Annotated in this window: 12 protein-coding genes; 10 read left to right on the plus strand and 2 right to left on the minus strand. The window is 71.0% G+C overall.

The features are described from left to right. Positions 1-184 precede the first annotated feature (184 nt). Positions 185-1,465, plus strand: coding sequence for an MFS transporter (locus tag ACZ52C_RS21735; RefSeq protein ID WP_469076265.1), 1,281 nt, complete (start codon positions 185-187; stop codon positions 1,463-1,465). Between the two features lie 56 nt (positions 1,466-1,521). Here the strand turns inward: ACZ52C_RS21735 and ACZ52C_RS21740 are convergent, their stop codons facing one another. Beyond that, entirely contained in the window at positions 1,522-2,505 is a 984-nt protein-coding gene (locus ACZ52C_RS21740; protein ID WP_469076266.1) for a LysR family transcriptional regulator, read from the minus strand. A gap of 120 nt (positions 2,506-2,625) precedes the next feature. Between ACZ52C_RS21740 and ACZ52C_RS21745 the strand changes: the two genes are divergently transcribed. The 9 genes from ACZ52C_RS21745 to ACZ52C_RS21785 all read left to right on the plus strand — a co-directional run bounded on the left by ACZ52C_RS21745 (position 2,626) and on the right by ACZ52C_RS21785 (position 11,192). Beyond that, positions 2,626-3,609, plus strand: coding sequence for a fumarylacetoacetate hydrolase family protein (locus ACZ52C_RS21745; protein WP_469076267.1), 984 nt, complete (start codon positions 2,626-2,628; stop codon positions 3,607-3,609). Further along, the gene (locus ACZ52C_RS21750; protein ID WP_469076268.1) at positions 3,606-4,568 is read left to right on the plus strand and encodes a cyclase family protein; all 963 of its coding nucleotides are present in this window, start codon (positions 3,606-3,608) and stop codon (positions 4,566-4,568) included. Before ACZ52C_RS21745 ends, ACZ52C_RS21750 begins: the two co-directional genes overlap by 4 nt. A 181-nt stretch (positions 4,569-4,749) precedes the next feature. Beyond that, positions 4,750-5,925, plus strand: coding sequence for an FAD-dependent oxidoreductase (locus tag ACZ52C_RS21755; protein WP_469076269.1), 1,176 nt, complete (start codon positions 4,750-4,752; stop codon positions 5,923-5,925). Continuing rightward, positions 5,922-6,932 carry an amidohydrolase family protein gene (locus ACZ52C_RS21760; RefSeq protein WP_469076270.1) on the plus strand — a complete coding sequence of 337 codons (1,011 nt, stop codon included), beginning with the start codon at positions 5,922-5,924 and terminating at the stop codon, positions 6,930-6,932. The genes ACZ52C_RS21755 and ACZ52C_RS21760 overlap by 4 nt, the downstream gene beginning before the upstream one ends. Before the next feature lie 11 nt (positions 6,933-6,943). Next, positions 6,944-7,882 (plus strand): VOC family protein, encoded by a 939-nt coding sequence (locus ACZ52C_RS21765; protein WP_469076271.1) that lies wholly within the window; start codon positions 6,944-6,946, stop codon positions 7,880-7,882. A 107-nt stretch (positions 7,883-7,989) separates the two neighbouring features. Further along, complete coding sequence (locus tag ACZ52C_RS21770; protein ID WP_469076272.1) at positions 7,990-8,961, plus strand: fumarylacetoacetate hydrolase family protein; 972 nt, start codon at positions 7,990-7,992, stop codon at positions 8,959-8,961. After that, the gene (locus ACZ52C_RS21775; protein ID WP_469076273.1) at positions 8,958-9,707 is read left to right on the plus strand and encodes an SDR family oxidoreductase; all 750 of its coding nucleotides are present in this window, start codon (positions 8,958-8,960) and stop codon (positions 9,705-9,707) included. The genes ACZ52C_RS21770 and ACZ52C_RS21775 overlap by 4 nt, the downstream gene beginning before the upstream one ends. Before the next feature lie 46 nt (positions 9,708-9,753). Then, positions 9,754-10,536 (plus strand): CoA transferase subunit A, encoded by a 783-nt coding sequence (locus tag ACZ52C_RS21780; protein WP_469076274.1) that lies wholly within the window; start codon positions 9,754-9,756, stop codon positions 10,534-10,536. After that, positions 10,533-11,192 (plus strand): CoA transferase subunit B, encoded by a 660-nt coding sequence (locus tag ACZ52C_RS21785; RefSeq protein WP_469076275.1) that lies wholly within the window; start codon positions 10,533-10,535, stop codon positions 11,190-11,192. The genes ACZ52C_RS21780 and ACZ52C_RS21785 overlap by 4 nt, the downstream gene beginning before the upstream one ends. A gap of 210 nt (positions 11,193-11,402) precedes the next feature. Here the strand turns inward: ACZ52C_RS21785 and ACZ52C_RS21790 are convergent, their stop codons facing one another. Further along, positions 11,403-12,041 (minus strand): TetR/AcrR family transcriptional regulator, encoded by a 639-nt coding sequence (locus ACZ52C_RS21790; protein WP_469076276.1) that lies wholly within the window; start codon positions 12,039-12,041, stop codon positions 11,403-11,405. Positions 12,042-12,076 lie beyond the last annotated feature (35 nt).

Here is a 12,076-nt window from a genome sequence, read left to right on the forward strand (position 1 = left end):
GGATAACCCGGATACGGGATTCGGATTGCGCTGGGGATGGCACCGGCGCCTCGGCGCCCCCATAGTCGTCGCTACCGCACGCCGCTGTCCGGATGCTGCCGGCGCGCGAGTTCCCCCAGCATGCCGGGCGCCGTCGGTGCCCGCGAGGCATGCCCGCTCCCTTACGCCGTCCCCTGGAGTCGCCATGCCCGGTTCCGTGCCCCCGCCGCCTCCCGCCGCGATCGATGCCACCGCCCCGTCGGCCGTCGCCGTGTCGGGCCCGGACCATCTGCTGCGGGTGACCCTTCTGATGGCGGGCAGCTGCCTGCCGATCCTGGGGGCGGTGCTGATCGCCCCCGTGCTGCCGAAGATGCAGGACCACTTCGCGGCGGTCCCGGGGGCCAAGGCGCTGGTGCCCCTCGCACTGACCGTTCCGGCGCTGGCGCTGGCGCTGCTGGCCCCGTTCGCCGGTGTGATCGTGGACCGGGTGGGCCGCAAGCGCCTGCTGGTCGTGGCGACCCTGCTGTACGCCGCGTTCGGCACCGCCCCGCTCTGGCTGGACTCGCTGGGCGGCATCATCGCCAGCCGCGCCCTAGTCGGCGTCGCCGAGGCCGCGATCATGACCTGCTGCACGACCCTGATCGGCGACTACTACAGCGGTCACCGGCGGGTGAAGTACCTCGCCCTGCAGACCATGTGCGCCTCCGCGTCGGCCACCGTCTTCTTCGTGCTCGGCGGCGCCGCCGGATCGGCGGGCTGGCGCGTGCCCTTCTGGTTCTACGCCGTGAGCCTGGCGCTGGCCCCGCTGATGGCCACCGTCCTGCCCAACCCGGCGGGTCGCGCGGCCGGCGACGAGGTTCCGGCCGCGGCTCCGGCCGAGGTGGAGGCCCGCCGCCCGTTCCCCTGGCGGCAGCTGGCGGGCATCTGCGCCCTCACCTTCTTCGGGGCGATGGTCTTCTACACCGTCCCGGTGGAGATGTCGTACCTGCTCGACGACCTCGGGGTGGAGAACACCGGCGTGATCGGACTGGCCACCGCGATCGCCAGTGCCGCCACCGTGGGCGGAGCGGTCACCTTCGCCCGGCTCAAGCGTTCTCCCGACCCGATGCTTCCCGTCGTTCTCGCGGTCTGCGCGGTCGGCTTCGGGGTGATGTTCCTCGCGGGCAACGCCCCGCTGCTGGTCATCGGGGCGGTCGTCAACTGTGTGGGCACCGGCATGCTGCTGCCCGCCCTTCTCACCAGTGCCATGTCCCGTCTCGCGTTCGAGGACCGCGGCCGTGGCACGGGGCTGTGGACGGCGGCCTTCTTCGGCGGTGAGTTCGTCTGCCCGCTGGTGCTGCTCGCCGGGGAGTCCGCGGTCGGCAGTCTCGCCGGTGCGGTGGGCATGCTGGGGCTGGCCACCGCCCTCGTCGCGGCGGGGCTGTGGGCGGCCCGCCGCCGGGTGGGCGTCGTCGGACGCCGGCCGTTGCCGGAGCAGTTGGCCTGAGGGTGCGCAGGGCTGCCGCCGGGAGCGCGTCGATCACGGGCCGCCGCCGGGCCCGGTCAGAGCCGGCCCGGCGGCAGCCCCGCGCTCTGGCCGGCGGGCACGGCCGTCCCTTGGCCCTTGCCGTAGCCGTTGCCGTTGCCCGCCAGCGTCGCGCCCACCTCCGCGGCCTTCTGCCGCAGCCAGATGTGGCCCGCGTCCTGAGCGTGCACGGGGTGCCACCACATCGCCTCCCGCACCGGTACCGCCTCGAACGGGCAGGGCAGGACGCGCACCGCCGCGGATCGGACCGCCTTGCGCGCAAGGCGCTCCTGGATCATCGCGATCCGGCGGGTGCCCTCGACCATGTGGGGAAGCAGCTGGAAGGTCTGCACGGACACCTCCACCTGGGGACTGATCCCTATCATGCTGAGCTGGCGGGCGGCCGGGGCGTCGTAGGGACGCTGGTAGACGGCCCAGGGCAGACGCCCCAGCTGGTCCAGGGTGAGTTCGTCACCGATCTCGGGGTGATCGTCGGCGACCAGGAACAGCCAGCGGTCCTGGTGGAGGTCGACGGCGGGCAAGCCGTCGATGACGCCGTGCGGCATCAGCAGTCCGTCGACGGTGCTCAGCACCGCGGCGGTGTTCTCCACGACGGACGGTGCCGGGTGCTGGAAGGTGAGCCGGATGCCGGGCGCCTCCTCGTGCAGGGTGCGGGCGAGGACGGCACCGAACACGGCCGCTCCGTAGTCGGAGGCGAGCAGGGTGAATTCTCGGCTCTCTGCGGCCGGGTCGAAGTCGGCCTGGCTGGCGAAGACCCGTTCCAGCAGGTCGCACGCGGTGGCGCTGCGGTCGCGCAGGGCGGCGCCGAGCGGTGTCAGCTCGTAGGCGTTGCCGGTTCGGGCGAGCAATTCGTCGTCGAAATGGCGGCGCAGCCGGGACAGCGCCGCGCTCATGGCGGGCTGGCTCAGCCCGATGCGCTCGCCGGCCCGGGTGACATTGCGCTCTTCCAGCAGCGCGCGCAGGGCGAGGACCAGATTGAGGTCGAGTCGGGACAGGTTCACCGGGCAACCACCTAGCAACGAGAGCCATCCATGGCATGGATTCGACGCATCCACAGGATTAATTTCCGTGATCGGCTGATCGGGGTCAGAGTAGACCCCAACCCCGCAGGAGGAAATCTGATGGCAATGCTCGCGCAATCAGCCGGCCCGTTCGCGCTCGGCACGTTCTCCGCTCCGGACGGGGAGCCGTTTCCCGGCCTCTTGGTCGAAGACCGGGTACTCGATCTGCGTAGCGCCCTGGACTGGGCGCCATCGGATCTGCGCGCCGTGGTGGAGCGGTGGGAGGAGACCCTCCCCCTCCTGCACACCCTGGCAGACGACGACGCCCTCGGCCGGCGGCCACTGGAGGGCCTGCGGGTGCACGCCCCCATCGAGCCGCGGCAGATCTTTCAGTCCGGCGCCAACTACCGGCAGCACGTGATCGACCTGGAGGTCGCCCACCGCTCCCCGGACGACCCGCGCACGGTCGAGGAGGCCCGCGAGGAGATCGCCGCGGTCATGGACCGCCGGGCCGCCGAGGACCTGCCGTACGTGTTCATCGGTCTGCCGAGCGCGATCACCGGCCCGTACGACGACGTGGTCCTGCCCGCCTGGGCCGAGAAGCCGGACTGGGAGCTGGAGTTGGCGGCCGTCATCGCCAAGCCCGCCTACCAGGTGACGGTCGAGGAAGCCCTGGAGTACGTCGCCGGGTACACCATCGCCAACGACCTCACCGACCGCGCCACCGTGTTCCGCCGGGACATGAAGGCCATCGGCACCGACTGGCTGCGCTGCAAGAACGCGCCCGGTTTCACGCCGCTCGGCCCATGGCTCGTACCTGCTGAGTCGATCGCGGACACCGGAGACCTGCGGGTCACGCTCAAGCTGAACGGCGACACCATGCAGGACGAGTCCACCAAGGACATGCTCTTCGGAGTCGCCCGGTTGGTGTCGTACGCCTCGCAGACGGCTCAACTCCTGCCCGGTGACCTGGTGTTGACCGGCAGCCCGGCCGGCAACGGCATCCACTGGGGACGCCTGCTGCAGGGCGGCGACGTCATGGAGGGCTCCATCACCGGTCTGGGCGTGCAGCGCACCCGCTGTGTCGCGGAGGGAACGACATGAGCCCGGAGCGTCGCGACCCGGAGGGCGCGATAGCCGAGGCCGCCAAGGCGTACTCCAACTGGGGGCGTTGGGGTGAGGACGACGTGCTCGGCACGCTGAACTTCCTCGACGAGGCCAAGCGGCGCGAGGGAGCGGCGCTCGTGCGCCGCGGCGTCAGCTTCTCGCTGTCGCAGCGGTTCGACATGAACGGCCCGCAGAAGGGCTGGCGCCGGCGGACCAACCCGGTGCACACCATGCTCGACACGGGCACCGACGCGGCGCTGGGCAACCAGGGTTTCCCGCACGGCATCGGCGGCGCCGACGACGTGATCGCCATGCCGCTGCAGTGCTCGACCCAGTGGGACGGACTCGGGCACATCTTCGACCACGGCAAGGCGTGGAACGGACGGGCCGCCGAGAAGGTGGTCACCTCCGACGGAGACCTCGTCACCGGCATCGAGCACATGGCACCGTACGTCGCCGGCCGTGGCGTCCTGCTCGACGTGGGCCTGGTCGTCGGCACGGACGGCGAGCTGCCCGACGGGTTCGCCATCACCGAGGAGCACCTCACCCGGGCCGCCGAGGCCCACGGGGTGACCGCCGGCCGCGGCGACATCGTGCTCGTCCGCACCGGACACCTCGCCCGCGCAAGGCGCGACGGCTGGGGCGACTACGCGGGCGGCCCCGCGCCCGGCCTGTCGTTCACCACCGCCGGCTGGCTGCACGGCAGCGAGATCGCCGCCATCGCCACCGACACCTGGGGTTTCGAGGTCCGTCCCAACGAGTTCGACCACGCCTTCCAGCCGCTGCACCAGGTCGTCATCCCCAACATGGGCCTGCTGATCGGCGAGATGTGGGACCTCGACGCACTCGCCGCCGACTGCGCCGACGACGGCGTGTACGAGTTCTGGCTCACCGCCGCCCCCCTCCCCATCACCGGAGCCGTCGGCTCCCCGGTCAACCCGATCGCCGTCAAGTAACCCGCACAACTGCCGGATGCGCCGTTCCCCGGACAGTCGCGACGCATCCGGCCCGCACCGCTCCACCCGCTTCGCCGGGTGACCCGTCCCCATCCCCACCTCTGGCCCGCACTCGCAGCGGGCGAGCCGCAGCCCCCGCCGCCCGAAGTCGCGCGGCCCAACCCCGGGAGGAATCCCCGACATGGCTGACAGCCGCACTCACTCCCAGCCTCCGGCCGGGGGCACACCCACCGTCCTGGTCATCGGCGGGGGCGCCTCAGGCAACGCCGTCACCATCCTGCTGCGCCGCGCCGGCATCGCCGTCGACCTGATCGAGGCCAAGCCCGATTGGAACGCCACCACCGGCTCCGGCATCACCCTCCAGGGCAACGCCCTGCGGGTCCTGCGCGAACTGGGCGTGTGGGAGCAGGTGAAAGCCTCCGGATACGCCTTCGGTTCGCTGGGCGTGACCGCCCCCGACGGCACGGTCCTGTTCGTCGCCGAGGACATCCAGACCGGCGGCGAGGACCTGCCCGCCACCCTCGGCATGCAGCGCCCCCAGCTGCAGCAGATCCTCATCGACACGGTCCGTGCCTCCGGCGCCGACGTCCGCCTCGGCACCACCGCCGAAGCGCTGGAGCAGGACGCCGACGGCGTGTCGGTGCGCTTCAGCGACGGCAGCGAAGGCCGTTACGACCTGGTGATCGGCGCCGACGGACTCAACTCCGCCACCCGCGCCGCGATCGGCATCACGGACAAACCCGAGCCGACCGGCATGGCCATCTGGCGCGTCGCAGTCCCGCGGCCCGAGAGCGTGACGCGCACCGACCTCGCCTACGGCGGCCCCGCCTACATCGCCGGCTACTGCCCCACCAGCGAGAACACCATCTACGCGTACGTCGTCGAAGGGTGCCGCGACCGCGCCTCCATCGACCCGGCCACCTACGCCGACGAGATGCGCCGCCTGGCGCAGAGCTACGGCGGGGTCTGGCCGGAGATCACCGAGCACATCACCGACCCGAAGAAGGTCAACTACACCTGGTTCGACCACCTGCTGGTCGAAAACTCCTGGCACCGGGGCCGGGTCGTGCTGATCGGCGACGCCGCCCACTGCTGCCCGCCCACCATGGCCCAGGGCGCGGCGATGTCCCTGGAGGACGCCCTCGTCCTCGCCGAGCTGCTCACCGGGGCCTTGGCCGACAGCCGGGACTGGGACGACCAACTGCTCCAGGCCTACCACGACCGCCGTATCCCCCGGGTGCGCACCGTCGTCGAGGCGTCCATGCAGATCGGCCAGTGGCAGCTGGACGGTGTGCGCGACGCCGACATGGCCGGGCTGGTCGGCCGCACCATGAACCTCCTCAAGGAGTGCCCGTGACCACCACGGCATCCTCCGCGCCGACCATCGACGTCCACGCCCATCTCCTGCTCCCGGAGGTCGAGGAGGCCGTCGCCGGTCATCCCGGTCTCGCCGAGGCCCGTGCCCTCGACGCGCGCCGCAACGGCCCGGCGGCCCTGACCGTGAACGGTCCGATGGTCGGCGCGCGCGTGCCGAAGCTGACGGACGCCGCGGTGCGCCTGGCGGCCATGGACGCGCAGGGCGTGGACATCCAGCTGGTCAGCCCCTCGCCGTCCCACTACCACTACTGGGCCGAGCCCCAACTGGCCGAGACGGTCTGCCGGCTGGCCAACGAGGGCACCGCCGCACACTGTGCGAAGGCTCCAGACCGCCTGCACGGCCTGGGCCTGGTCCCGCTCCAGCATCCCGACCTCGCGGTCGGCCTGCTCGACCACGCCCTGGACCAGGGGCTGCGGGGCGTGGAGATCTCCTCGCACGCGCCCGGCCACGAACTGTCGGACCCGGCGTACGAACCCCTCTGGTCCCGAGCGGAGGAGACAGGCGCCTTCATCTTCTTGCACCCGTTCGGCTGTACCCTCGACGAGCGCCTGGACCGGTGGTACCTGTCCAACACCGTCGGCCAGCCCACCGAGAACGCGGTCGCCCTCTCCCACCTGATCTTCTCCGGTGTCCTGGACCGTCATTCGGGTCTGAAGCTGATCGCGGCGCACGGCGGCGGCTACCTGCCCACCCACATCGGCCGCTCCGACCACGCCTGGCGGGCCCGTCCCGACGCCCGGGGCTGTGAGCGGGAACCGAGCAGCTATCTGAATCAGCTGTACTTCGACTCCCTCGTCCATGACCCTCAGGTGCTGCGGGAGCTGCTGCGAGCGGTCGGCCCGGAACGGGTCCTGCTCGGCTCCGACTTCCCCTTCGACATGGGCACCGACGACCCGCTCGGCGCGCTGCGCGCCGCGGACCTGCCCGACACCGACTTCCACGCCGTCCGTGGCGGAAACGCCGCCGCTCTGTTCAACCTCGTCTGAGGAGGACCCCCATGAGTAACCGCCTGCTCACCCACCTCCGCCACGTCGATCTCGCCGTACCGGACTACGACAAGCAACTCGACTTCTACGCCGGCGTCTGGGGCCTGACCAAGGTCGCCGAGGACTCCGGCATCTCCTTCCTGGCCGCCGAGGGCTCCCCCGAGCAGTACGTCGTCCGGCTGCGCAAGGCCGACGAGAAGCGCCTCGACCTCGTCTCCTACGGCGCCGCGAGCCCGGCCGACGTGGACACGCTCGCCGAGCAACTCCTCGCGACCGGCGTGCAGTTGATCTCCCAGCCGGGCAAGGTGGACACCCCCGGGGGCGGGTACGGCTTCCGGTTCTTCGACGTGGACGGGCGCACCATCGAGGTCTTGGCCGACGTCGAGGTGCGGCAGCACCGCAGGATCGAGGAGAAGGAGTCGATCCCGGTCAAGCTGTCGCACGTCGTCCTCAACTCGCCGGATCTGGACAAGACCAAGGCGTGGTACGAGGAGCACCTCGGCTTCCGGCTGTCCGACACGCTCGGCCATCCGCACATCGGCGACGTCATGCACTTCATGCGGATCAGCAACCAGCACCACTCCATGGCCATCGCCAAGGGCCCGCACACCTCGCTGCACCACATCTCCTTCGAGATGCGCGGGATCGACGAGTACATGCGCGGCTCCGGCCGCGTCATCCGCTCCGGCGCCCGCAAGATCTGGGGTCCGGGCCGGCACATGGCGGGCGACAACACCTTCACCTACTTCCTCGACCCGCACGGCAACACCGTCGAGTACACGACGGAGTTGGAGCTGCTGGACGAGGACACCTGGCACCCGCACGTCTACGACTTCTCGAAGCCCGAGGTCACCGACCAGTGGGGCACCGCCAACCCCATGAACGAACTGGTCACCAAGGAGTCCTTCAACGACGTCGACCGCGGCGTCTTCGTCGCCCCGCCGGTCTGATCGGCGAAGCCCCGATTCCCCGAGGGCGCGGCAGCCCTGTCATGCCCTGTCTCCCCGCCGCGCCCCCGGCCCACCTCCGTACGCCCTCCCGCCGACAGGACCATCCCATGCGTTTCGCCACGTACGAGTACCGCAACCGACGCCAGGTGGCCGTCGTCGAAGAGGACGGCACGCTCCACCCCCTTCCCGGCGTCACCTCGCTGACCGGCCTGCTCGCCGAGGGCGGCGGTCTGCCCGAACTGCTCGAGGCGGGCTCCGCGATGCTGGACGTACCGGCCGGCCCCCATGTCTCCGACGTACGACTGCTGCCTCCGCTCCAGCCGCCCACCGTGCGGGACTTCGTCACCTTCGAGGAACACGTCGAGGGCGTACGGCGGTCCGTGGACGGCGCCGCCGGGGTACCGGAGCGGTGGTACGCGGCCCCGACGTTCTACTTCGGCAACCCCTACGCCATGTACGGGCCCCACGACGACATCCCCATGCCCCCGGGGTCGAGCGTGCTCGACTTCGAGCTGGAGGTCGCCGCCGTGATCGGGAAGGAGGGCCGCGACCTCACCCCCGAGCAGGCCCGCGACCACATCGTCGGCTACACCGTCTTCAACGACTGGTCCGCCCGCGACCTGCAGTCCGCCGAGATGAAGGTCGGCCTCGGCCCCTGCAAGGGCAAGGACACCGCCACCACGCTGGGTCCGTACCTGGTCACCGCCGACGAGCTGGGGAAGTACCGCGACACGGACGGCTTCCTGCGGCTCGCGCTCACCGCCTCGGTGAACGGCGAGGTCGTGGGCAAGGACCTGCTGTCCAACATGAGCTGGACCTTCGAGGAGATGGCCGCCTACGCCTCACGCGGCACCGTCGTCCGTCCCGGCGACGTCCTCGGTTCCGGGACCTGCGGCAACGGCGGCTGCCTCGCCGAGCTGTGGGGCGTACGGGGTGAGCAGTCCCCGCCGCCCCTGAAGCCCGGCGACACGGTCACCCTCACCGTCGAGGGCATCGGCTCCGTCTCCAACACCGTGGTGGCCGGCCCGGACCCCATGACCGTTCCCGTCGCCCGACGCCGCACGAGGCAACGGCCGTGACCGATCTCCATCCCAAAAGGCTCCTCGGCAGGGTCGTCGTGGTCACGGGCGCGGCCGGTGGCCAGGGCGCCGCGGAGGCCGAGGCGCTGACCTGCGAGGGCGCCCGGGTGATCGCCACCGACGTCACGCAGGCACCCGGCTGTCGCCGTCTCGACGTCACGAGCGAGAAGGACTGGGCGGAACTCGCCGCCGACCTGCGTGAGGCGTACGGGCAGGTGCACGGCCTGGTCAACAACGCGGGCGTCACCTGGCGGGCCCGAATCGACGACGTGCGCCCCGAGGACATGGCCCGGGTCCACGCGGTCAACGTCACCGGCCCGCTGCTGGGCATCCAGCACCTGGCCCCGCTGATGCCACCCGGCTCCTCGATCGTGAACGTCGGCTCGTCCGCCGCGCTCACCGGCCACTACCCGGTCGCCTACACGGCCAGCAAGTGGGCGCTGCGCGGCCTGTCGCGGACCGCCGCCATGGAACTGGGGCCCGTCGGCATCCGCGTGAACATCGTCCACCCCGGCTTCATCGAAACGGACATGACCGCCTCCGCGGCGCCCGCGTTCCGAGAGGCGAACGTCCGCGAGACACCGCTCGGCCGCACCGGCACGGTCGAGGAGGTCGCCCCGCTCGTGGTCTTCCTCCTGTCCGACGAGTCGTCCTTCATCACCGGCGCCGAGATCCCGGTCGACGGCGGCCTCACCACACACGGTGGCGTCAAGTCGATCTCGGACGCCCTGCGCGTGGACATCTGAGCCGGCGACCACGCACGACAGACACGACAGAAAGGCCCTCCCTCCCATGGACAAGGTCTGTGCGAGCGCCGCCGAGGCGGTCGCCGACATCCCCGACGGCGCGTCGCTGGCCGTCGGCGGCTTCGGCCTCAGCGGCATCCCCGACGTGCTCATCCAGGCACTCCACGCCCAGGGCACCACCGGCCTGGAGGTCGTGTCGAACAACTGCGGTGTGGACGGGCGCGGACTGGGAGTCCTGCTGGCCGACGGCCGGATCGCCCGTGTCACGGGCAGTTACGTGGGCGAGAACAAGGAGTTCGCCCGTCAGTACCTGTCGGGCGAGCTGGAGGTGGAGCTGGTGCCGCAGGGCACGCTGGCCGAACGGCTGCGCGCCGGGGGAGCGGGCATCCCCGCCTTCTACACCCCGGCGGGGGTGGGCACCCAGGTGGCCAGGGGAGGGCTGCCCTGGCGCTACCGGCCCGACGGCACGGTCGCGGTGGCTTCCCCGCCCAAGGAGACGCGCGACTTCGCCGGCCGTACGTACGTTCTGGAGCACGGCATCACCACCGACTTCGCCCTCGTACGGGCCTGGCGCGGCGACCGTCACGGCAACCTCGTCTTCCGCAAGTCCGCCGCCAACTTCAACCCGCCGGCCGCGATGGCGGGCCGCATCGCCGTCGCCGAGGTGGAGGAACTCGTGGAGCCGGGCGCGCTGAGCCCGGACGAGATCCACCTGCCGGGGATCTTCGTCCAGCGGATCGTGGTCCTCACCTCGGCCGAGGCCGCCGACAAGCAGATCGAGCACCTTTCCATTTCCGCGTCTTCGACACGAGGGACCGTACGCACATGAGCTCCACCCCCGGAACGCAGCCGGGCTGGACCCGGGAGCAGATGGCCGCCCGCGCCGCCGCCGAACTCGTCGACGGCTCCTACGTCAACCTCGGCATCGGCCTGCCCACCCTCATCCCCGGCCACCTTCCCCCGGACGTCCATGTGGTCCTGCACTCCGAGAACGGCATCCTGGGCACGGGCCCGTACCCGACCGAGGCCGAGGTCGACCCTGACCTGATCAATGCCGGCAAGGAGACCGTAACGGTGCTGCCGGGGGCCTCCTTCTTCGACTCGGCCCTGTCATTCGGCATGATCCGGGGCAGCCACATCGACACCGCCGTGCTCGGTGCGATGCAGGTCTCCGCCGTCGGCGACCTGGCCAACTGGATGATCCCCGGCAAGATGGTCAAGGGCATGGGCGGCGCGATGGACCTCGTCCACGGCGCCCGCCGCGTCATCGTCCTGATGGAACACACCGCCAAGGACGGCAGCCCGAAGATCCTCACCGAATGCACCCTGCCGCTCACCGGCGAACAGTGCGTCCACCGCATCATCACCGACCTCTGCGTCCTCGACGTCACACCCGAGGGCCTCGCTCTCGTGGAATGCGCGCCGGATGTCACCGCCGAGGACATCGCCGCCCGTACCGATGCACCTCTGATCCGGAAATCATGAACCATGGACGCGTCGGGCGGGCAGGGACCACAGTCCCTGCCCGCCCGACGTTCCGCGTCCTGTTCTCACCACCCCTTGTCGCTGTTCTTCGCTCAGGGCACTGCCCGCCGGACGTGGGGGAGTACTTCAGTTTTCGCCGCCGTCCCGCCGTCGCGGTGGCCGCCGTGTTCGGGGCGACGTTCCTGCCCGAGGCGGCCCGGATGTCGTGGGTCAGGTGCGCGCGACGTTGCCGACCGAGGCGCGCAGGTCGTCGTTTCCGGCGAGCAGCGGGGGCAGGGGAGTGGCGTTGGCCGGGTCGAGTGAGTCGAAGAGCAGGGCGATGAAGCGGGCGCGTAGAGAGGGCGTGGTGCCGGGGAGTGCGAGGCCGGCGACCGCCATGACGAGGAAGTGAGGGATGTCCTCGGCGGTGAGGTCGGCGCGGATCTCACCGGCTTGCTGTGCGCGCACCAGGAGCGGGTGGAGCGAGGCGCTGAAGCGCTGGAGAACGTCCACCGCGACGTCGGCGAAGTTGCCGGCGAAGGGGACCAGGCCCCGCTCCTCGGTGATGAGGTCCAGCAGATGTGTGGCGATGTCCTGAAGGGCCTGGCGTGTGTGCGGGGAGTCGGCGGCTCGCTCGATGAGAGGGAGGAGGTCGGTTTCGAGGATGTCCTCCAGGACGGCCCGGACGATGGCCTCACGATTGGGGAAGTGGCGGTAGAGCGTGGCGATGCCCACGCCGGCTTCTGCCGCGATCTGCTCCAGAGAGGCTTCGCCTCTGCCCAGTACCGTCCGTCCTGCGGCGGTGATGCGCTCCCTGCTGGAGCGGGCGTCGACCCTGCGCCGGGGCACGCGGCCGTCCGTCGTTGCCATCTGTGACTTCCCTGATCTCGGATGAGCCGCTTCGA

This window comes from Streptomyces sp. NPDC034049 (assembly GCF_055575575.1).